Genomic DNA, 22287 nt, shown 5'->3' with positions numbered 1-22287 from the left:
GCTCACATGTTGGGATAGTTGGGACCGCCGCCCCCTTCGGGCACGCACCAGTCGATGTTCTGGGCCGGATCCTTGATGTCGCAGGTTTTGCAATGGACGCAGTTCTGCGCGTTGATCTGGAAGCGTGGCTGTCCGCTGTCGGAGGTGACGACCTCGTAAACGCCAGCCGGGCAGTAGCGTTGCGCCGGCTCGGCATAGAGCGGCAGGTTGACGGCGATCGGGATCGACGGATCACGCAGCTTTAGATGGACCGGCTGGTCTTCCTCGTGATTGGTGTTCGACAGGAACACCGACGAGAGCTTGTCGAACGACAGCACGCCGTCCGGCTTGGGATACTGGATGGGCTGGAATTCGGCGGCCGGACGCAGCGTTTCGTGGTCGGCCTTCTTGTGCCGCATGGTCCAGGGAACGCGTATGCCGAGGTCGTGCAGCCACATGTCCAGGCCGCCATAGGCCGTGCCGAGGTACGTACCCCAGCGAAGGGCGGGCTTCACGTTGCGCACCTTGTCGAGATCCTTCCAGAGCCATGACGCCTTGAGCTTCACGGGGTAGGCGATCAGTTCGTCCCCGCCGGTCTTGCCGGCCGCCAGTGCCTCGAACGCCGCCTCGGCCGCCAGCATGCCGCTCTTGATGGCGTTGTGGCTGCCCTTGATGCGCGGCAGGTTTACGAACCCGGCCGAGCAGCCGATCAGGGCGCCGCCCGGGAAAACGAGCTTGGGGATGGACTGCTGGCCGCCCTCGTTGATGGCGCGCGCGCCGTAGCTCAAACGCTTGCCGCCCTGCAGGTACTTGGCGACCTCCGGATGCGTCTTGAAGCGCTGGAACTCGTCGAACGGCGAGACGTAGGGGTTCTCGTAGTTCAGGTGCACGACGAACCCGATGGACACCAGGTTGTCCCCGAAATGGTACATGAAGGAGCCGCCGTCGGCGCCGCTCTCGCCGAGCGGCCAGCCCATCGAGTGGACGACCAGCCCCTTCTTGAATCGCGTCGGATCGACCTGCCACAGCTCCTTCAGGCCGATGCCGAACTTCTGCGGGTCGACGCCGTCGCGCAGGTCGAACTTGGCCATCAGCTGCTTGGCGAGCGAGCCGCGCGCGCCTTCGGCGATCAGCGTGTACTTGCCCAGCAGCTCCATGCCCTCGGTGTAGGTGTCCTTGTGCTTGCCGTCCTTGGCGATGCCCATGTCGCCGGTGGCGACGCCGCGCACCGAGCCGTCCTCGCTGTAGAGCACCTCGGCGCCGGCGAAACCGGGATAGATCTCGACGCCCAGCGCCTCGGCCTGCTGCGCCAGCCAGCGGCAGACATCGCCCAGGCTGACGATGTAGTTGCCGTGATTGTTCATCAGGCGCGGCATCAGGAAACCCGGAAAGCGATAGGAGCCCGTCTTGCTCAGGAAGACGAACTGGTCGTCGGTTACCTGGGTCTCGATCGGCGCGCCTTTCTCCTTCCAGTCGGGCATCAGCTCGTTGATGCCGATGGGATCGATCACGGCGCCGGACAGGATATGGGCACCGACCTCCGAGCCCTTCTCGATCAGGCAGACCGAGACTTCGTGACCGCGCTCGGCCGCGAGCTGCTTGAGACGGATCGCCGCGGACAGCCCGGCCGGGCCACCGCCAACGATCACAACGTCGTATTCCATAGACTCGCGTGCCATCGCAGTCTCGCTATGCAATGCCTTTTCCAGATGGACGCGTCGCCGGACGGCGACGATCCTGCATGTTGATAGCCTGTCGGGGACAGGATCGCCACCCGCCGAAAAGGGGAATTCCCATGGCAGAGCTGACCGGAATCGAGAGCAGGATTTTCACGGCGCGTGACTTTGCCCTGGAGTCGGGGCAGTCCCTGCCCGTCCTGGATCTCGCCTACGAAACCTACGGCACGCTGGCGCCAGGCCGCGATAACGCCATCCTGGCGGTGCACGGCTACACCTCGAGCCACCACGCGGCGGGCCGCAACGCGCCTGGCAAACAGGGACGCGGCGTTGCCGAGGGCGCCGTCGGCTGGTTCGACGGGCTGATTGGGCCAGGCAAGGCGGTCGACACCGACCGCTATTTCGTCGTCTCGGTAAACGCGCTGGGCTCCGCGCATGGCAGCACCGGCCCCAATTGCAATGATCCGCGCACCGGCAAGCCCTATGGCCCGACCTTCCCCGACATCACCATGCGCGACATCGTGGCGGCCGAGAAGCTGCTGGTCGATTCCCTGGGGCTGCCCGGCCTGGTGGCGGTGATCGGCCCCTCGATGGGCGGTTTCCAGTCGTTCCAGTGGGCGGCGTCCTATCCGGGATTCATGAAGGCCATCGTGCCATCGGTGACGGCGCCGCGCTCGCCGGCCGGACTCGACCGTCTGACCGCACTGCAGGCACGGCTGGCCAGCGATCCCAACTGGAATGGCGGGTGGTACTACGACAACGCCGGCATCGCGCGCACGCTCGAGGCGCTGCGCTTCGAGACCCTGATGAATTATGGCCAGAACGAGATCCTGGCCGAGACCATGCCAGACCCCAAGGCGCGCGAGGCGGCGATCCGCGCCAGCGCCAGGGCCTGGGCGCAGATCTACGATGGTCATTCGATGGTCGTCCTGCGCAAGGCGATCGGCAGCTTCGACATCACCGGCGACTACGCCAGGCTCAGGAGCACCAAGGTGCTCTACGTCCAGTCGCCGTCGGACAAGCTGTTCGACATCGCACTCAGCCCGGGCTACGTCAGCGACATGCGCAAGGCGGGCGTCGACGTTACCTATGTCGAATTGCCGACCAACAAAGGGCACATGGCCAGCCATGCCGACGCCGCCCTGTGGGCGCCCATCCTGGGCGCCTTCCTGAAACGCCTGCCGTGATGCAAACGAACGTCCGCGACGAAATCGCCGCCCTGCTGCGATGGTATGTCGAGCAGGGCCTCGACGAGACGATCGGCGAGGAACCAGTCGACCGGTTTGCCCTGCCTCCGCCTGCCCCGGTTGCCGTGGCGGTTGGTGCACCGGAAAAAGCGACGCCACGTGTCACACCGGCCGCGCCCGTACCGGTCGCAATCCCCCGGCCCACTTCCCCGTCGCTGCCGCCACGGGCGCCAGTGCCGCTCGAATCGCCGCAGCTCGTCGAGGATGCACGCGCCCTGGCGAGAAACTGCGGCAGCGTGGCCGAGCTGGAAGCGGCAATCCGCGCCTTCGAGGGCTGCGCGCTGAAGCGCACGGCCAAGAATACGGTATTCGCCGACGGCATCGCGGGCGCGCCGGTCATGGTGATCGGCGAGGCGCCCGGCGCCGACGAGGACCGCCAGGGCAAGCCATTCGTCGGTGTCAGCGGTCAGCTCATGGATCGCATGTTCGACGCCATCGGCATGAACCGCCAGCGCGACCTCTACATCACCAACATCATCTTCTGGCGGCCGCCCGGCAATCGCACGCCGACGCCAGCCGAGCAGGCGATCTGCCTCGCCTTCACGCGCCGTCATATCGAGCTGGCGCGACCCAAGGTGCTGGTGCTGGCGGGCGGCACGTCGGCCAAGGCGATCCTCGATACGACCGAAGGCATCATGCGCCTGCGCGGCAAGTGGATGCCCGTCCAGCTCGACGACGGCAGCGCCGTACCGGCCCTGCCAACCTTCCATCCGGCCTACCTGCTGCGCACCCCGGCCAGCAAGCGGCAGAGCTGGATCGATCTGCTTGCCGTCGACAAGAGGCTGCGGGAGCTGGGCGTGCGTTGAGCCTCGAGCCCGCTACACCAGCCACCCGTGGCCATAAGCGCTCGTGAAGTCCAGACCGACAACCAAGTCGTTGTAGTCGCGGTCTCCGCCGCCCTTGGTATCCTCCCAACCCCAGGCGTTGAGCCCGTAGCTCCATAAATGGCCGACCGGCTGGCCGTTCACGGTCTCGTTGGCTTGACTGAAGGCGAAATAGACGTCACCCGTTCTGTCATTGGTGAGCGTCATGGCGACCAAGTCGCCGGCGCTCACGTGCCGCAGCTCTGCCTGCACGTAGTTGCCGTAACCGGGCCCCTGAATGGACGTTCCCCCCGCCGCCATCTGATAGGCGCGAGACTGGACAGCCGACAGATATCCGGAGTCGCCGGGTTTCAGGCCGGCGATCGCTCCATCGAGGTCGTCCACCCGGTAGAGCGTCAGCGACAGATCGTCCACGCCGTTCTGGCGAATCCGGACGATCGCCGACTGATCGTCGAGCGCCCCCACCGTCTCGGCCACCGCAACGGCTCGGGCCACGCGGACCACTCCGTCCGTGGCCTCGGAAGCAAAGTCGACAAACCCGGCTGAACTGCTCAGTTTCAACTGCGGCGCCCGTGCCGTCGTTCCATCGATCGACAGGGTGAGCCGATCACCGGACGCGGTGAGCGACTGCGCCAACACGCCCTGCTGCTGCGCGTCGAACAGTCGAACGAGGTCCGGATCGAAGTCCGCCTGGAGCGACTGCTGGGCGAAGCCACTTGTCCAGGCGAACGGCGCCGAGGGAGCGCTGGTGAAGCTGATGCTGTCCGAACCGACAACGAGCCCGACGGTGGTCGCGTCCTGGGCCATCGTCTGGATCAGCAGCGTCTGGGCCACCGGCGTCCTCAACACGCCGGAAGCGTGCTCATCGACGATGTCGGGATTCGAGGCGAACGACCATTGCCCATGGGCGATGGCGGTCAGGGCGCGCGCCAGCAAGACTCCGTTCGGAGAGCCGAGCCCCGTCGTGAGGTCGTACCCCGGTCCGGCCGTGTAGCCGTAGCCTGTCGGCGTGACATCGACTCCGCCGGTCGAGTACGCGCCGCCCAGCGTCAGTGACGACGTGTTGTTGCCCAGGGTGATGTCGTTGAACGCCGCCGGCGCGACGACGGCGGCCATGTACAGGAGATCGTTGGCATATCCAAGCTGCGGCAAGCCCTGATCGTGGAAGATCGCGTTGAACTGGGAGATCAGCGCAGCCCAGAGCGGGGCCGCGCCGCTGGTTCCACCGGTGTTTGTGGTGCCGAGCATGTCGGGGCGGGGAACCGTGTAGGCGGTGTTGCCTCCCGAGGTCGCCGACACATCCGGAATGCCGCGTCCCGTCAGGGAGTGCGGGTCTGCCGTACGCAGATCGAGCCCGAAGTCAGTCTGGTAGGACGGTTGCGGCTGGCTGGGATCCACGCCGCCGGATCCGGCGAAGTTGGACAGGTACCCGTTGATCTCCGTTCCCGACACGATGTAGTCGTTCCAGGCCGTCTCGATCAGCGTCACCGCGGGATCGGCCGAGGACGGCAGGACAGTCAGCCCGCCGGCCGCCAATTGCCAGATCGTCGCCGGATCGCCTGCGATTGCCCGGGCGTAGATGTCGGCCAGTGTCGTGTCCTTGGCGGCCGAGGCCACCGTGCTGAGCGAGCCTCCGCCGACCACGAGGCTGTAGGGACTGGCATGAGTGACCGTCACGTTCGTGAAACCGTTGGCATACTCGTCGCCCGAGCCGCCATCGCCCGCGGCATTGACCGCGGTGACGTTGCGCAGCGCCGCATCCATGAACAGGTCCTGCATCGTCGCATGGAACGGTGACCCGGGCGCGATGTGCGGGAAGGACTTGTACGAGGAGCTGACCACCTCGGGGTCGTTCACAGTGTCCCAGAACGCGGACTGATAGGCAGTCAGGGCGTCCGCCGATGCGCCATTGAAATACCCCGAGCCCGCGTACAGGACGAGCTGCGATCGCGGATTGACGGCGGTGACCACGCCGACGTCGAGCGCGCGTTCGTCTGCCGGCGCCCAGAGTTGACCGCCGGGCGAGATTGTGAGGGTCGGCTGCATCGGACCCTCTACTCCCGCGGTCTGCCGATAGGATTCCAGCGCCTGGTCGAATGTCTGAGGTGCCCCGAAGGGCATCGCGTCACCAATGCCCGGCTCGAGCAGTCCGACACGCCCCGTGGCGACGTCCGTCGAGAGGAAGGGACCGGCAGACGAGAAGGGAAAGTTGTATCCAGCCGCAACGTCGTTCGGTAACTGACCTCCTGGATGGTCATTGCCGGGCCCCTGCGGTCCCTGGACCAACGGGACGGCATTTCCGCCACCAGGATCGGCAAGCAATGGCCTCGACAAGGCCCCGGTATCGAACCAGATGCCCTGGACGCCCAACGCAATCAGGTTGTCCGGCAGGCTGAGATTGCCGTGCCAGAACAAGACGTCTTGACCGGACTCGTCCTTGCCCTCGTGCACGGCCGCGTTGCTGCCGAACAAGGTTTCGAAGTTGGTCTGATCGACCTGGATCCAGACGGTGCGGGACTCGGCCGAGGAGACGTATTGCTGATTGACCCCCTCGGGAAACAGGGTGAACCCGAGGTGCGTCAGGTCATTGCGTACCTCCTGGTACGACGACGGGTCGGCGCCATAGGTCGCCCACAAGGTGCCGTTCTGCTCGAGGAGCGCCAACTGCTTTTGGCGTGACGCCCAGTCGGCGTTCAGGAGGAGCGTCGGATCGTTGCCGTTGGCCCGTTCCAGCACCAGGGCGACATTGAACGAGAATGCGCTGGCGGGCCGGTCCGACGCCGGCAGGGATCCATTGCCGCGGTAGCTCGTAAGATCGAGATATCTCGAGCTCTGAAGCTCCGTGTAGGAGACTGGCGCTACCGCCATCATCACACCTCGCGCTACAGCTTCTTCCTCAGGAAGAACTTCTTGTGGCCCTTGGGATAGTCGTCGAGCTCGGCGAACACCTCGTAGCCGCGCTTCTCGTAGAAGGGGCGGGCCTGGAAGGAGTGGGTGTCGAGGCTCACCGCGTGGCAGCGCCGCTCGACGGCAAAGGCTTCGGCCTGGTCCATCAGCTTGGTCGCCCAGCGCTGGCCACGCACGGCCTCGTCGACCCAGAGATAGCTGATGTACAGCCAGCCACCCCAGATGCCGCCCAGCAGCCCGCCCATTGTCTCGCCGCGCGTGTTCTTCACGAAGAGGTTCACGGGGTAGTAGGCCGACAAGCCGGTCACGCCGACATTGAACATGTCCAGGCGATCGCGCACGAGCTGGGCATCGGCGCCGCCGTTCTGATCGAAGACGATCCGGTAGTCGTCCGACTCGTTCAAGACGGCCTTCTCGCCTCCTTCAGCCGGCCGACGGCCTCGCGCACCGGTGCATCCAGCCCGGCGCCGCCCGCCGCGACATGCGCCACGATGTCAGCGCGCATACGCGGGTCCCAGAATTTCTGCAAGTGGTCGGCGATCGCCTCGACCGGATCGGCGCCACGCTGCGGCGCGAAGAACTTGCCGATCTGATTGGCCATCATGATGAGCTTGTCGGGGGACGACATGGGGGAGGCTCCTCGAATTCTCATCGCCTCCTCCCCAGCTTCGCTGGGGAGGTATCGGCGTCTTCGCCGACGGAGGGGTCATGAGTCATGGGAGAGGGTTGAGCCCGAGGCTCATGACCCCTCCGTCGCCGTAAGACGGCGACACCTCCCAGGCAAGCTGGGGAGGAAAAAGAGAAGAGCGCTCCGACATGCCTACTGCGTTGCCACGCGGACGATGCGCCGGCTGCGGTCGGCCTGCTCGTTGTAGTCGCGCTGCCATTCGGTCGGGCCATTGGAGGGTGTCACCTGTACCGCGGTGACCTTGTATTCCGGGCAGTTGGTCGCCCAGTCCGACAACTCGGTCGTCACGACGTTGGCCTGCGTCGTCGGATGGTGGAAGGTCGTGTAGACCACGCCCGGCGCCACGCGGTCGGTGAGGCAGGCGCGCAGCGCCGTGCCGCCGACACGGCTTTCGAGCTTCACCCAGTCGCCGTCGCGCACGCCGCGTTGCTCGGCGTCGTGGGGATGGATTTCCAGCACGTCCTCGTCGTGCCACACGACGTTGTCGGTGCGCCGGGTCTGGGCACCGACATTGTACTGGCTCAGGATCCGGCCGGTGGTGAGCAGCAGCGGGAAGCGCGGGCCCGTGCGCTCGTCGGTCGGCACGTACTCGGTGATCATGAAGTTGCCCTTGCCGCGGGCGAAGCCGCCGATATGCATGACAGGCGTGCCGGCCGGCGCCTTCTCGTTGCACGGCCACTGGACCGAGCCGACCTTGTCGAGCAGCTCGTACGATACGCTGGCGAAGGTCGGCGTGAGTCGCGCGATCTCGTCCATGATCTCGGACGGATGGCCGTAGGTCATCTCGAAGCCCATCGCCTTGGCGATGGCGAGCGTGATCTCCCAGTCGGCCATGCCGTTCTTCGGACTCATCACCCGGCGCACGCGGTTGATGCGGCGCTCGGCGTTGGTGAAGGTGCCATCCTTCTCGAGGAAGGTCGAGCCCGGCAGGAAGACGTGGGCGTAGTTCGCGGTCTCGTTCAGGAACAGGTCCTGCACCACGACGCATTCCATCGCCGCCAGCGCTGCCTTGACGTGCTTCGTGTTGGGATCGGACTGGAGAATATCCTCGCCCTGCACGTAGAGGCCCTTGAAGGCGCCGTCGATCGCCGCATCGAACATGTTGGGGATGCGCAGGCCCGGCTCGTCGTCGAGCGGGCGGCCCCACAGCTTCTCGAACATCGTGCGCGTCGCGACCTCGGAGATGTGGCGGTAGCCCGAGAGCTCGTGCGGGAACGAGCCCATGTCGCACGAGCCTTGGACGTTGTTCTGGCCGCGCAGCGGGTTCACCCCGACGCCGCGCCGGCCGAGGTTCCCGGTCGCCATGGCGAGGTTGGCGATCGCCATGACCGCCGTCGTCCCCTGGCTGTGCTCGGTGACGCCGAGCCCGTAGTAGATCGCGCTGTTGGGGCCGGCCGCATAGAGCCGGGCGGCGCCGCGGATCGCGTCGGGCGAGACGCCGGCGAGCAGGCCGACCGCTTCCGGGCTGTTGCTCGGGTCGGCGACAAACCCGGCCCAGTGCTCGAAGGCGTCGCGGTCGCAGAACTCGCGGACGAACGCCTCGTCCACTAGCCCCTCGGTGACGATGACGTGGGCCAGCGCATTCAGGATCGCCGCGTTGGTGCCGGGCCGCAGGGCCAGATGGAAATCCGCCTCGACGTGCGGCGTGCGCACGAGGTCGGTGCGCCGCGGATCGATCACGATCAGCCGGGCACCCTGGCGCAGCCGCTTCTTCATGCGCGAGGCGAAGACCGGATGGGCGTCGGTCGGGTTGGCGCCGATCACGACGATGACGTCGCTCTGCTCGACCGAGTCGAAATCCTGCGTGCCGGCCGAGGTGCCGAAGGTCGTCTTGAGCCCGTAGCCGGTCGGCGAATGGCAGACCCGCGCGCAGGTATCGACGTTGTTGTTGCCGAAACCGCCGCGAATCAGCTTCTGCACCAGGTACGTCTCCTCGTTGGTGCAGCGCGAGGAGGTGATGCCGCCGATCGACAGCCTTCCATATTCGTCCTGCAGCCGCCGGAACTCGGAGGCGACGCGATCGATGGCGACCTGCCAGTTCACCTCGCGCCACGGCTGGTCGATGCTCTCGCGGATCATCGGCTTCAGGATGCGCTCGCGATGCTGCGCATAGCCCCAGGCAAAGCGGCCCTTGACGCAGGAGTGGCCTCGGTTCGCCTTGCCCTCCTTGTAGGGCACCATGCGCACCAGTTCCTCGCCGCGCATCTCGGCCTTGAAGCTGCAGCCGACGCCGCAATAGGCGCAGGTCGTCACCACCGAATGCTCGGGCTGGCCGGTGGCGATGATGGTCTTCTCCATCAAGGTCGCGGTCGGGCAGGCCTGGACGCAGGCGCCGCACGACACGCATTCGGAATCGATGAAACTCTCCGCCATGCCGGGCGAGACCTTGGAGTCGAACCCGCGCGCCTGGATGGTGAGCGCGAAGGTGCCCTGCACCTCTTCGCAGGCGCGCACGCAGCGCGAGCAGACGATGCACTTCGACGGGTCGAAGGTGAAATAGGGATTCGATTCGTCCTTCGTCGCGCCGAGATGGTTCTCGCCCTGGTAGCCGTAACGCACCTCGCGCAGGCCGACCGCGCCCGCCATGTCCTGCAACTCGCAATCACCGTTGGCCGCGCAGGTCAGGCAATCGAGCGGATGGTCGGAGACGTAGAGCTCCATCACGCCCTTGCGGACCTGTTTCAGCCGTTCGGTCTGCGTCGACACGACCATGCCGGCCGCGACCGGCGTGGTGCACGATGCCGGGGTGCCCGCCCGGCCCGCGATCTCGACCAGGCAGAGGCGGCAGGAGCCGAACGCTTCGACCGAATCGGTGGCGCAAAGCCTGGGCACCTGGACACCGGCGTCCATCGCCGCGCGCATGATCGACGTGCCCGCCGGCACGGTCACGGCGACGCCGTCGATCGTGAGCGTCACCGGTTCCCGGGCCTTGCTCGCCGGGGTGCCGTAGTCGATTTCCTGAACGAGCGGCATGGCGCCCTCCTTCTCAGTCCGCCGCTGCGCTGAGCCGCGCTGGGCTGAAATCCTCGGGAAAGTGCTTGATTGCGCTCATCACCGGGTAGGGCGTGAAGCCGCCCAGGGCGCACAGCGAGCCGAACTTCAGCGTCTGGCAAAGGTCGGCAATCAGCGCGAGGTTGGCGTCGACTCGTTCGCCGGCGATGATCCTGTCCATGGTCTCGGTGCCGCGGATCGAGCCGATGCGGCAGGGCGTGCACTTGCCGCACGACTCGATGGCACAGAACTCCAGGGCAAATCGCGCCTGGCGGGCCATGTCGACGCTGTCGTCGAACACCACGACCCCGCCATGGCCGATCAGCCCGTCGAGCGCGGCGAAGGCCTCGTAGTCGAACGGCGTATCGAACAGCGCGCGCGGAAAGTAGGCGCCGAGCGGGCCGCCGACCTGGACGGCGCGCGCCGGACGGCCGCTCGAGGTGCCGCCGCCAATGTCGTCGACGATCTCGCCCAGGGTGAGGCCGAAGGCGGCCTCGAACAGGCCGCCATACCTGACGTTGCCGGCCAGCTGGATCGGCATGGTGCCGCGCGAGCGCCCCGTGCCGAGCGCTGCGTAGCGCGCGGCGCCGTCGGCCAGGATCGCCGGCACGGTGGCCAGCGACAGCAGGTTGTTGATCACCGTCGGCCGGCCGAACAGGCCCCTGTGCGCCGGCAGGGGCGGCTTGGCGCGCACCTGGCCGCGTTTGCCTTCGAGGCTCTCGAGCAGCGAGGTCTCCTCGCCGCAGACATAGGCACCGGCGCCGACCCGGACCTCGATGTCGAAGGCCCGGCCCGATCCGGCGGCATCGGCGCCGAGACAGCCCTCGACTCGGGCGATCGCCAGCGCGTCGCCCATCGTGCGCACGGCGTCGGGATATTCGGAACGGATGTAGACGTAGCCCCTGGCCGCACCGACGGCAAAGCCCGCGATGGTCATGCCTTCGATCAGCGCGAACGGATCACCTTCCAGGATCATGCGGTCGGCGTAGGTGCCGGAATCGCCCTCGTCGGCATTGCAGACGATGTACTTGCGGTCGGCCGCCGTGTCGGCGACCGTCTTCCACTTGATGCCGGTCGGGAAGCCGGCGCCGCCGCGGCCGCGCAGGCCCGACTTCGTCACCTCGTCGAGCGTTGCGGCCGGTCCCAGGCCCAACGCCCGCTCCAGGCCGCGATAGCCGCCGTGGGCGCGGTAATCGGCGAGTGACAGCGGATCGACGATGCCGCAGCGCGCGAAAGTGATGCGGGTCTGCCGGGCGAGGAAGGGAATCTCCTCGGGCCGGCCAAGACTCAGGCGATGGGCGGCATCGATCGGAAGGCCATCGGCCAGGAGATCGGCGACATCGCCAGCCGTCACCGGCCCGAAGGCAATGCGACCGGCCGGCGTCTCCACCTCGATCAACGGCTCGAGCCAGAACAGGCCGCGCGAGCCGGTGCGCACGATCTCGATGTCGAGGCCGCGGCGACGGGCTTCGTCGGCGAGGGCAGCTGTCACCCTGTCGGCGCCGACCGCCCGGGCGGCGGCATCGCGCGGCACGAAGATGCGTGTCGTCAATTGCCGACCCCTGTCGCGATCTCGTCGAGCGACCGCGGCGTCAGGCGCGCGAGCGGCTCGCCATCCAGCAGCGCCGCCGGCGCGCTGGCGCAGAGACCGAGGCAATAGACAGCCTCGACAGTCAGGCGACCGTCGGCAGTCGTGTCACCCCAGTCGAGCCCGAGACGGTCGAGCGCCTGACGGGCCAGTGCCTCGCCGCCCATCGACTGGCAGGCTTCGGCCCGGCACAGCTTCAGGACATGGCGGCCGCCCGGCTGCTCGCGAAAGTCGTGATAGAAGCTCACGACCCCATGGACTTCGGCGCGGCTGAGATTGAGCGCGTCGGCGACCAGACGGATAGCCGCCGGCGGAACGCAGCCGAACACCGCCTGCAGGTCGTGCAGGATGGGCAGCAACGCCCCTTCCCGCCCCTTGTGCAGGTCGATAATGCCTTTCGCTTCGAGCTCATCCCATGCCGCACGTGCCGGCATTTGCGTTCTCCGATTTGGAGCGGAAAAACAGCCCAGGGACGGCGACCATGCAATAAAGCCGTCGGGTGAGGCGATAGAGATCGTCTATCGCTAGGCGTTCCATCGATGGGCTTTCAGTGAGTCGCCGGCTGCATAGGGTGGGGCGCGCGCATAAGGCGCCCCCAGCGCAGCCTCATCCGCGCCCTAACCGAGCGCGGCCGCGAGCTTTTTTGCCTCCGCCACGAGGGCGGCAACCAGGGGTGGCAGCGGCTCCCGATCGGCGACGATCAGCCCGATGCCATGCGCCGCCTCCGGCTCGACGATCGGGATCGAGCGCAGGTGCTGGGTGAGGCCGAGCGTATCGGCGAGCTTCTCCGGCATGACACTCGCCCATCGTCCGGTTCGCACGTGCGAGAAGAGCACGATCATGGAGTTCGACTCGAGTGTCGGGTCAGGCACACCCCCGGCGGCTCGCAGCAACTGGTCGATGATGCGCCGATTCTGCATGTCCGGTGTGAGCAGGCAGAGGGGAATCCGCGCGACCTCGGCCCATGTCACCCGGTCGCGATTGCCCAGCGGGCTGGTCTCCGACGTGAGCAGCCGATATTGCTCGAGATAAAGGGGGATGGCGCGCACTCGGCCGAGCGGCTCGTTGTCGATATAGGTCAGACCGGCATCGATCTCGAGATTGTCGAGCATCGAGAGGATTTCGATCGAGGTGCGCGAGAGGACGGTGAACTTGACCTCGGGATGCCTGGCCCGATAGGGCGTGGTGAGGGCCGACACCATCGCCAGCGCGGTCGGGATGGCGGCCACCTTCAGCCGGCCGACCAGGCCGTGTTTCAGGGCGCGCAGCTCCTCGCGCATGGCGCGGCTGTCGGCCACGATGCTGCGCGCCCAATCGAGCACGCGCTCGCCCTCGGCCGTGAAGCCGACGAAACGCGACTTGCGATGGACCAGCAGGACACCCAGCGTCGCCTCGAGCTGCTTGATGCCGGCCGAGAAGGTCGGCTGCGTGACGCCGCACAGATCGGCTGCTCGGCCAAAATTCCTTTCGCGCGCGAGAGCAATCAGAAATTCGAGCTTGTCGATCATGTCGAACGTTATCACGCCGCCTGCATCGACAGCGCAACCTTGACGATGCTGCACACGGCGGCCAAGATCGGTTCAAAATCGATCACAAGACAGCACGATCGCAAGATATCAAGATCACAAGAAGAATCTTCTAGGGAGGAACCATGACCGTGAACTTGCCGCGTCGGCGGTCGCTGGCTGTTGTCGCAACATCCTTGTTGGCCGCGACTACCGCATGGGTTGCATCGGCCAAGGCTTGGGAACCGAGTCGCAATGTCGAGTTCATCGTCCCCGCCGGGACGGGCGGAGGCGCCGACCAGATGGCCCGGATGATCCAGGGCATCGTCGCCAAGCACAATCTGATGAAGCAGACCATCGTGGTGGTCAACAAGGCCGGCGGCGCCGGCGGCGAAGGCTTCCTCGACATCAAGAACTCCAAAGGCAACCCGAACAAGCTGGTCATTACGCTGTCCAACCTGTTCACCACGCCGCTGGCGACCGGAATTCCCTTCTCGTGGAAGGACATGACGCCGGTGGCGATGCTGGCGCTCGACGAATTCGTGCTTTGGGTCAATGCCGATTCACCCTACAAGACGGTTCAGGAGTACATCGCCGCGGTGAAGGCCGCGCCGCCCGGCCAGTTCAAGATGGGCGGCACCGGCTCGAAGCAGGAAGACCAGATCATCACCGTGGCGATCGAGAAGGCGATCGGCGCCAAGATGACCTACGTACCGTACAAGGGCGGCGGCGAGGTTGCCGTCCAGCTGGTCGGCAAGCACGTCAACTCGACGGTCAACAACCCGATCGAAGCGGTGGCGCAGTGGCGGGCCGGCAAGCTCCGCCCGCTCTGCGTGTTCGACAGCAAGACCCTGCCGGTGCAGGACAAGATCGTCGGCGACATGTCCTGGTCGAGCATCCCGACCTGCAAGTCGCAGGGGCTGGACATCGAGTACCTGATGCTGCGCGGCGTGTTCATGCCGGCCGGGGTCCCGAAGGACGCCGTCGACTTCTACATCGAGCTGTTCAAGAAAGTACGGGCGACCCCGGAATGGGCGCAGCTGATGAAGGAAGGCTCCTTCAACCAATCGTTCATGACCGGCGCCGACTATACGGCCTGGGTCGAGAACGAGGAGAAGCGCCATCGCAACCTGATGAAGGAAGCGGGCTTCCTGGCCAGCAACTGACCACTGGCGGGGTCATGCCCAGTCAATCCCCCGAGCGACGCCCGAACGGGCCGCGACAGCGCCACGTCGAGGCGGGCGTGGCCGCCTTCGTCATGTTGCTCGGCGGCATCACCATCTTGGGCAGCCTTAAGGTCGGCACCGGGTGGGGTGCCGAGGGCCCGCAATCGGGCTTCTTCCCCTTCTGGGTCGGCCTGGCGGTCATTGCCGCCAGCGCCGTCAACCTGCTGCGTGCCCTCGCCCAGCCGGCGCGACCGCTGTTCGCCGAATGGCGCCAGATCCGCCAGGTTCTCAAGATCGTCTGGCCGATGGCGATCTATGTCGCCGCGGTGCCGTGGCTTGGCATCTACGTCCCGTCGTTCCTGCTGACGGCGGGCTTCATGCGCTGGCTCGGCCGCTATGGATGGCCGGTCACACTCGCGATCAGCGCCGGACTTCAAATCCTCATCTACCTGACATTCGAGAGGTGGTTCCTCGTGCCGCTGCCCAAGGGGCCGCTCGAGGACATGCTCGGGCTCTAGAGTCGACGGGCGAGAGGAAAATCGGGGAAACGATGGAAAGCATTGGCGACCTGCTCGGCGGCTTCGCCGTCGTGCTGAGCTGGCAGAACTTCTTCTACATGCTGGTCGGCATCGTGCTCGGCGTCATCATTGGCGTGCTGCCGGGCCTCGGCGGCGCCAACGGCGTGGCGATCCTGCTACCGCTCACCTTCAGCATGCCGCCGACCTCGGCCATCATCCTGCTGTCGTGCATCTACTGGGGGGCCCTGTTCGGCGGCGCCATCACCTCGATCCTGTTCAACATCCCGGGCGAGCCATGGTCGGTGGCGACCACCTTCGACGGCCATCCGATGGCGCAGAAGGGCCAAGCCGGCGAGGCGCTTACCGCCGCCTTCACCTCGTCCTTCGTCGGCGCCCTGTTCGCCATCATCGTCATCACGCTCGCCGCCCCGCTCGTGGCAAGCTTCGCACTCCAGTTCGGCCCGGCCGAGAAATTCTCGGTGTTCTTCCTCGCCTTCTGCAGCTTCGTCGGCATGGGCAAGGAGCCGCCGGCCAAGACCATCGCGGCGATGATGCTGGGCTTCGCCCTCGCCGCGGTCGGCACCGACACGGTGACCGGCCAGCTGCGCCTCACCTTCGGCTCCACCGAGCTGCTCGGCGGCTTCGACTTCCTGATCGCGGTGATCGGGCTGTTCGGCATCGGCGAGATCCTGCTCACCATGGAGGAGGGGCTGAGCTTCAAGGGCAAGGCCGCGGGCATCAATCCCGCCGTGGTGCTGCAGACCTGGAAGGAGCTGCCGCGCTACTGGATGACCTCGCTGCGCTCCTGCGTGATCGGCTGCTGGATGGGCATCACCCCGGCCGGCGCCACGCCCGCCTCGTTCATGAGCTACGGCATCGCCAAGCGCGCCTCGCGCAAGGGCGACAATTTCGGCAAGGGTGACATCGAAGGCGTGATCGCCCCGGAGACCGCCGCCCATGCCGCCGGCACGTCGGCACTGCTGCCCATGCTGTCGCTCGGCGTGCCCGGCTCGCCGACCGCGGCGGTGCTGCTGGGCGGCCTGCTGATCTGGGGCCTGCAGCCCGGTCCTCTGTTGTTCGTCGAGCAGAAGGACTTCGTGTGGGGCCTGATCGCCAGCATGTATCTCGGCAACATCGTGGGCCTCGCCGTCGTGCTCACCATGGTGCCGGTGTTCGCCGCCATCCTGCGCGTGCCCTTCGGCATTATCGCGCCGATCATCCTGGTGGTCTGCGCCATCGGCGCCTACACCGTGCACAACAACACCTTCGACGTCATCATGATGTTCGTCTTCGGCATCGCCGGCTACTTCTTCAAGAAGTGCAACTACCCGCTGGCGCCGCTCGTGCTGGCGATCGTGCTGGGCGACAAGGCCGAGGAATCGTTCCGCCAGTCCCTGCTGATCTCCCAAGGCAGCCTCGGCGTGTTCTGGTCGAACGGCCTGGTCGGCTCGATCATGGCGCTGGGCCTGATCGCCCTGTTCTGGCCGGCGATCGCGAACCTGTTTGGCCGCTTCTCGAAACTCGCGCTGCGGTAGTCCCTAGCGGAGATCGTCGATCACGAAACAATCCGCGCGGTTGTAGCCGGCCGCATTGGGTCGCAGCATTGCCACGCCTTCCATGAAGGCCCGGAACTGGGCACTAGATTGTCACAGGGGCCGTCGACGGAGCTGGCAGAATGACATCATGATGATCGTCGACAACGCGCTGCGCGAGCGCGCGGCTGCCGGCCGACCAATCCAGGTGGGCATGGTCGGTGCCGGCTTCATGGGGCGGGGCGTGGCCTTGCAGATCGCTACGGCCGTGCCGGGCATGCGCTTGGCGGCGATCGCCAATCGCCGCCTCGATCCCGCCCTGCAGGCCTATCCGGAAGCCGGAAAAGGCGCGGCGCGCCCTGTCGATACCTTGCCGGCGTTGCGCGCGGCGATTGCAGAGGGCCGGCCGGCAGTGACCGAGGACTGGCGTCTGTTGTGCGAAGCCCCTGAGATCGATGCCATCTTGGAGGTCACGGGATCGATCGAATATGCCGCGCACGTCATTGCGGCCGCTATCGAGTCCGGCAAGCATGTAATTTTGATGAATGCCGAGCTCGACGGGACGGTCGGTCCGCTGCTCAAGCGCCGGGCCGACGCAAGGGGCGTGATCTACACCAATGTCGACGGCGACCAGCCCGGTGTCACAATGAACCTCTATCGGTTCGTGAAGGGCATCGGGGTGCGCCCCGTACTGTGCGGCAACATCAAGGGCCTGCACGATCGCTACCGCAATCCGACAACACAGGTGGACTTCGCGCGGCGATGGGGGCAAAAACCGTCCATGGTGACGTCGTTCGCTGACGGCACAAAAGTCTCGTTCGAACAAGCTGTCGTTGCAAACGCCACCGGCATGGGCGTTGGCCGCCGCGGCATGTTCGGGCCGACCGTTCCGCCCGGTACACCCGTGGAAGAGGCGGCCAAGCTACTGCCCGCTGAGCGCTTCATGGACGGTCCGGGCATCGTCGACTACGTGGTGGGGGCAGCGCCGGGACCTGGCGTGTTCGTGCTCGGCACGATCGACCATCCGGCACAGCGCCACTATCTCGACCTCTACAAGCTCGGCAGCGGACCGCTCTATTGCTTCCACACGCCCTACCATCTCTGTCACTTCGAGGCGCCGAACACGATCGCCCGCGCCGTCCTGTTCCATGACGCCGCCATTGCGCCGGCAGGGCCGTCCCGCGTCGAAGTGATTGCCGCTGCGAAAATCGATCTGAAGGCCGGCGACGTCCTCGACGATATTGGCCACTACATGACCTATGGACTGTGTGAGAATGCCGAAGTGGTCAACCGCGAGCGGCTGCTGCCAATGGGCATTGCCGCCGGCTGCCGGTTGCGGCGCGACATCGCCAAGGACGAAGTACTGAGTTATGCCGACGTCGACCTGCCCGCCGGCCGCTTGATCGACCGCCTGCGAATCGAGCAGGCGGGCATGTTCGTACAACCTGTGCCAACGGCCGCCTGACACCGACCACTACAACCAGCGGTGAAGTCACTGTTTGATCACAGCGCCGCCTTGGCCGACAAGGCCTTAATGCCTGGCATGGTCCGCTGGATGAGAGTGGTAGGTTACCATGGGTGTGATGGTGGACGTCGATCGCGGTCGTCATGCGGTCGCACATACCGGCGATGGTCACCTGATCGTCCGCCCGACCGACTTCCCGTACATTCCCCGCATAGGGCCGGTGGCCGCCGATACGCCGCGGCCGTTCTGGTCGGTCATGGTTCCGGTATACAATTGCCAGCCCGACTACCTGCGCGAGACGCTTCGGAGCGTGTTGGTCCAGGATTGCGGGACCGATGACATGCAGATCGACGTGATCGACAACTGCTCCACGACGGGCGATCCGGAAGCAGTGGTGCGCGAAGTCGGCGCCGGACGGATCACGTTCCATCGCCAGCCCAGAAATGTGGGCATGGTGGAGAACTTCAACTCCTGTATTCGGCGATCGACCGGGCAGTGGGTTCACATCCTCCATGCGGACGACACGGTTCGACCCGGCTTCTACCGCCAGCTCGGCGAAGGGGTGGCGGCCCATCCGCAGGCTGGTGCGGCATTCTGTCGGATCCTCTTTGCCGATGAGGACAGCCAGTGGATGGGCCTGTCGGAACTTGAAGCGCGAACGAGCGGTATCCTCGGCTCGGACTTCGCCGTCAGGCAGTTCATCGATCAGAGAATCCAGTTCCCGGCCATCGTCGTCCGGCGGTCGACCTATGAAGAACTGGGCGGCTTCCTGTCATCGCTCAGCCATTGCGTGGACTGGGACATGTGGAAACGCATCGCCGTGCGCAAGCCGATCTTCTACCATCCCGAACCAATGGCCTGCTATCGTTTGCACAATGCCACTGACAGCAGCCGGCTCATGCGGACTGGCCGGAATGTCGTCGAAGAGCGGCGATCGATCGATCTATCGTGCGCCGATTTTCCACCGCAACAGGCCAGACGCCTGCGGCGCGCCGCAAGGAAGGCGGCCGGCGTTCGCGCCGCTCGTCGTGCCCGACAGCTCTGGGCGACAGGGCAGCATGCTGCGGCATGGCGCCAGCTTGCGGAGAGCGTCCTTTGCAGTCGCGCTGCTGGAGTGCTGGCGCGAGCGATGTATTTCATGTTGCGTATTGTCGTGCATTGACGTCGGGCTTTCCGCCTGATCAAGCGCGCGGCGGCCGTCGCGATCTGCCGCTCGAAGACGAACTGGCATCTGCCCAGCACTGCGGCTCAGACCCCGATTTCAAGCCACCACCTGCGCGCCCAGATTGTTACAACTTGATCACGTGGTCCTGGTGCGCATTTTTGAAACAATGCGCGTTATGAAAGTCGTTATCCTTGCCGGCGGCTACGGCACTCGAATTAGCGAGGAAAGCGCGACGAGGCCCAAGCCCCTGGTCGAAATCGGCGGCCAGCCGATCCTATGGCACATCATGAAGATCTATTCGGTCTTCGGCCTAAACGAGTTTGTCATCTGCTGCGGCTACAAGGGTTATCTCATCAAGCAGTACTTCCGCGACTATGCACTGGCTCAGTCGGATGTGACGTTCGATCTGCATGGCGGCATGATGAAGACCCATCGAAATGGCGTCGAGCCATGGCAGGTGACGCTGGTCGACACCGGCGAGAAGACCATGACCGGCGGGCGCATAAGGCGCGTGAGATCGTATCTCGGCGAGGAGCCGTTCTGCCTCACCTATGGCGACGGCGTGGCCGACATCGACATTGGCGAGCTTATCGCCTTCCATCGAAACTGCGGCGCCTTGGCCACTGTTTCGGCGGTGCGGCAGCCGGGACGCTTCGGCGCCCTGAACCTGCAGTCCGGCGACAACTTCGTAGCGGGTTTTCGCGAGAAGTCGAACGATGACGGCGGTTACATAAACGGCGGCTTCTTCGTCGTGGCGCCGCAGGCCATCGATTATATCGAAGGCGACGATACGGTCTGGGAACGCGAGCCGCTCGAGAAGTTGGCTATCGAGGGGCGCCTGGCAGCGTACCGCCACCGCGGCTTCTGGCAGAACATGGACACGCTGCGCGACCGCATGGTCCTCGAGAACTACTGGGAAAGCGGCGAGGCGAGATGGAAGATATGGTGATACCCGAACGGACGTCGGCATGGGCTCGAACCCTTGCGTCGGCCGTCCAGCCGGCCAGGGTGCTGGTGACCGGGGCGGACGGCTTCATCGGCTCGGTGCTGACGCCGCAACTCGTCGAGGCCGGCCTCGATGTGGTTGGACTCGATACCGGCTTCTATCGCGCCCAGCTGCTGTACCACGACGGAAAGGACCGTCCGGCGACTCTGACCCGCGACGTGCGCCGGATCGTACCGGCGGACCTCGAGGGCTTCGATGCGGTGGTGCATCTTGCCGAACTATCGAACGATCCGCTCTGCGAGCACGACCCGAAGAAGACCTACGAAATCAATCACCTCGGCTCGGTCGCGCTTGCGCGGGCTGTCAAGGAGGCGGGCGTCCCGCGCTTCGTCTACACTTCCTCGTGCAGCGTCTACGGCGCGGGGGGCGATGAGATGAAGACGGAGGAGTCGGCGCTCGATCCGCAGACCGCCTACGCCCATTGCAAGATGCTGGTGGAACGCGACGTGCAGGCACTGGCCGATGACCGCTTCAGCCCGACCTTCCTGCGCAATGCCACCGCCTTCGGCGCCTCGCCCCGCATCCGCTTCGATATCGTCCTGAACAACCTCGCGGGACTCGCCTGGACGACCGGCCGGATCACCATGACCAGCGACGGCACACCCTGGCGGCCGCTCGTCCATGTGGAAGACATTTGCAGCGCCATCATCGCCGTGCTGCGGGCACCGCGCGCCAACGTAGCGAACCAGATACTGAATGTCGGCGATAACGACAACAACTACCGCGTGAGCGAGATCGCGGAAGCGATCGGCCGGGCGTTTCCCAACTGCAAGATCGAGTTTGGCAGCAACGCCGGCGACAATCGCAGCTACCGGGTGTCGTTCGACAAGATCACGCGCGTCCTGCCCGGCTTCCGCTGCCAATGGAACGCCGACCGCGGCGCCCGCCAGATGCGCGCTCTATTCGAGCACATCGCCATGGACGAACGCGACTTCAACGCCGCACCCTTCACGCGCCTGCGCGAGCTCAAGCGTCTGCTCGACACCGGTCAGATCGATTCCGACTTCTACTGGCGGCCCAATGATCTTTCATGAAACACCGCTCAAGGGCGCTTATGCAGTCGAGCTCGAGCCGCACTGCGACGATCGTGGACAGTTCGCGCGTGGCTGGTGCCGGGATGAGTTCGCGCGCCAGGGCATCGATGTCGAGATGGTGCAGGGCAATGTCTCGATCAATCCGGTGCGCGGTACGCTACGCGGCCTGCACTGGCAGGCCGAGCCTCACGGCGAGGCCAAGCTCGTGCGTTGCGTGCGCGGCGCGATCTTCGATGTCATCGTCGACATCGATCCGGCGTCATCCACCTGCCACGAATGGTTTGGCGTCGAGCTCTCACCACATGGCCTGCGCATGCTCTACATCCCGCCGGGCTTCGCTCACGGATTCCAGACATTGTGCGATGACGCGGAGGTCAACTACTTGGTGTCGACACCCTATGCGGCGCCAGCTGGCCGCGGCTTGCGCTACGACGATCCGGCGTTGGCGATAAGGTGGCCGCTGCCAGTCAGCCGCATTTCCAAACAGGACACTTCGTGGCCGCTGATCGGCTCGACGGACGCCCGGTCCGCCTCACTGCGGCTTCAGCCCGGTCTCGGGCAGTAGCGGCCCGACCGCGACGAGAGCTGCGGCGGATCCCATCAGCGCCATTGGAGTGGCGCCCTCCCAGACATGAGTTTCATCCATGAGGGTCGGCCTGCAGGCCGGTGGTGGACTCCTCCGGGCCTGCCCTTGGCAGCGGCCGCACATCAACGTAGACAGCCTGTTTCAACTGGTATTATGAATACGGCATAAAGAATTTATGCCATCCGGAGGGGATGCCGATCGATGAGCGAAGTGCGCTTGGTGGTGGCGCCGATCGACAATCGTGAGACGTTCAAGGACAAGGCCTACACCGCCTTGCGCCACGTCATCGAATCGTCGGACATCTACCGCACCCGCACCGAGATCAGGCTCGACGAGCGCCAGCTGGCGCAGGATTTCGGCATCTCGCGCACGCCGGTGCGGGAGGCGATGGCGCAGCTCGAGCGCGAGGG

The 22287-nt window shown here is 65.6% G+C and carries 19 protein-coding genes; 11 read left to right on the top strand and 8 right to left on the bottom strand.

Annotated elements, in window-relative coordinates:
• Positions 1-2: 2 nt before the first annotated feature.
• Positions 3-1658, bottom strand: coding sequence for an electron transfer flavoprotein-ubiquinone oxidoreductase (locus tag AB7O82_RS17115; protein ID WP_428538697.1), 1656 nt, complete (start codon positions 1656-1658; stop codon positions 3-5).
• A 116-nt stretch (positions 1659-1774) separates the two neighbouring features.
• Here AB7O82_RS17115 and AB7O82_RS17110 point away from each other — a divergent pair, with 116 nt between their 5' ends.
• Positions 1775-2842 (top strand): alpha/beta fold hydrolase, encoded by a 1068-nt coding sequence (locus AB7O82_RS17110; RefSeq protein WP_428538699.1) that lies wholly within the window; start codon positions 1775-1777, stop codon positions 2840-2842.
• Entirely contained in the window at positions 2842-3708 is an 867-nt protein-coding gene (locus AB7O82_RS17105) for a uracil-DNA glycosylase (RefSeq protein WP_428538701.1), read from the top strand. The genes AB7O82_RS17110 and AB7O82_RS17105 overlap by 1 nt, the downstream gene beginning before the upstream one ends.
• A gap of 12 nt (positions 3709-3720) precedes the next feature.
• On the opposite strand, the gene AB7O82_RS17100 is transcribed toward AB7O82_RS17105, so the two are convergent.
• The 7 genes from AB7O82_RS17100 to AB7O82_RS17070 form a co-directional block, all read right to left on the bottom strand.
• On the bottom strand, positions 3721-6597 hold the full coding sequence (locus AB7O82_RS17100) for a DUF4114 domain-containing protein (protein WP_428538703.1): 2877 nt from the start codon (positions 6595-6597) through the stop codon (positions 3721-3723).
• 11 nt (positions 6598-6608) lie between these two features.
• Positions 6609-7037 (bottom strand): GNAT family N-acetyltransferase, encoded by a 429-nt coding sequence (locus AB7O82_RS17095; protein WP_428538705.1) that lies wholly within the window; start codon positions 7035-7037, stop codon positions 6609-6611.
• On the bottom strand, positions 7034-7261 hold the full coding sequence (locus AB7O82_RS17090; protein ID WP_428538707.1) for a formate dehydrogenase subunit delta: 228 nt from the start codon (positions 7259-7261) through the stop codon (positions 7034-7036). Before AB7O82_RS17090 ends, AB7O82_RS17095 begins: the two co-directional genes overlap by 4 nt.
• 192 nt (positions 7262-7453) lie before the next feature.
• Positions 7454-10294: a formate dehydrogenase subunit alpha gene (gene fdhF / locus AB7O82_RS17085; RefSeq protein WP_428619837.1), complete on the bottom strand. Its 2841-nt coding sequence runs from the start codon at positions 10292-10294 to the stop codon at positions 7454-7456.
• 13 nt (positions 10295-10307) lie between these two features.
• Entirely contained in the window at positions 10308-11864 is a 1557-nt protein-coding gene (locus tag AB7O82_RS17080) for a formate dehydrogenase beta subunit (protein WP_428538711.1), read from the bottom strand.
• Entirely contained in the window at positions 11861-12334 is a 474-nt protein-coding gene (locus AB7O82_RS17075; RefSeq protein ID WP_428538713.1) for a formate dehydrogenase subunit gamma, read from the bottom strand. Before AB7O82_RS17075 ends, AB7O82_RS17080 begins: the two co-directional genes overlap by 4 nt.
• 183 nt (positions 12335-12517) lie before the next feature.
• The gene (locus AB7O82_RS17070) at positions 12518-13408 is read right to left on the bottom strand and encodes a LysR family transcriptional regulator (RefSeq protein ID WP_428538736.1); all 891 of its coding nucleotides are present in this window, start codon (positions 13406-13408) and stop codon (positions 12518-12520) included.
• 143 nt (positions 13409-13551) lie between these two features.
• Here AB7O82_RS17070 and AB7O82_RS17065 point away from each other — a divergent pair, with 143 nt between their 5' ends.
• The 9 genes from AB7O82_RS17065 to AB7O82_RS17025 all read left to right on the top strand — a co-directional run.
• Positions 13552-14571: a Bug family tripartite tricarboxylate transporter substrate binding protein gene (locus tag AB7O82_RS17065; RefSeq protein ID WP_428538715.1), complete on the top strand. Its 1020-nt coding sequence runs from the start codon at positions 13552-13554 to the stop codon at positions 14569-14571.
• Positions 14572-14585: 14 nt separating this feature from the next.
• Positions 14586-15089 carry a tripartite tricarboxylate transporter TctB family protein gene (locus tag AB7O82_RS17060; protein ID WP_428538717.1) on the top strand — a complete coding sequence of 168 codons (504 nt, stop codon included), beginning with the start codon at positions 14586-14588 and terminating at the stop codon, positions 15087-15089.
• A 32-nt stretch (positions 15090-15121) separates the two neighbouring features.
• Positions 15122-16624 carry a tripartite tricarboxylate transporter permease gene (locus AB7O82_RS17055; RefSeq protein WP_428538720.1) on the top strand — a complete coding sequence of 501 codons (1503 nt, stop codon included), beginning with the start codon at positions 15122-15124 and terminating at the stop codon, positions 16622-16624.
• Positions 16625-16772: 148 nt separating this feature from the next.
• Positions 16773-18086, top strand: a complete 1314-nt coding sequence (locus AB7O82_RS17050) for an NAD(P)H-dependent oxidoreductase (protein ID WP_428538722.1) — start codon at positions 16773-16775, stop codon at positions 18084-18086.
• A gap of 109 nt (positions 18087-18195) precedes the next feature.
• Entirely contained in the window at positions 18196-19248 is a 1053-nt protein-coding gene (locus tag AB7O82_RS17045; protein WP_428538724.1) for a glycosyltransferase, read from the top strand.
• A gap of 178 nt (positions 19249-19426) precedes the next feature.
• Entirely contained in the window at positions 19427-20200 is a 774-nt protein-coding gene (gene rfbF / locus AB7O82_RS17040; RefSeq protein ID WP_428538738.1) for a glucose-1-phosphate cytidylyltransferase, read from the top strand.
• On the top strand, positions 20194-21291 hold the full coding sequence (locus AB7O82_RS17035) for an NAD-dependent epimerase/dehydratase family protein (RefSeq protein ID WP_428538726.1): 1098 nt from the start codon (positions 20194-20196) through the stop codon (positions 21289-21291). Before rfbF ends, AB7O82_RS17035 begins: the two co-directional genes overlap by 7 nt.
• Positions 21278-21856 carry a dTDP-4-dehydrorhamnose 3,5-epimerase family protein gene (locus AB7O82_RS17030; protein WP_428538728.1) on the top strand — a complete coding sequence of 193 codons (579 nt, stop codon included), beginning with the start codon at positions 21278-21280 and terminating at the stop codon, positions 21854-21856. The genes AB7O82_RS17035 and AB7O82_RS17030 overlap by 14 nt, the downstream gene beginning before the upstream one ends.
• A gap of 222 nt (positions 21857-22078) precedes the next feature.
• On the top strand, positions 22079-22287 hold a 209-nt coding region (locus tag AB7O82_RS17025), incomplete at its 3' end, for a GntR family transcriptional regulator (RefSeq protein ID WP_428619836.1).

The sequence above is a fragment of the Reyranella sp. genome (genome assembly GCF_050185545.1).
Taxonomy (GTDB): Bacteria; Pseudomonadota; Alphaproteobacteria; order Reyranellales; family Reyranellaceae; genus Reyranella.
This window is presented reverse-complemented; position numbering and strand designations above follow the sequence as displayed.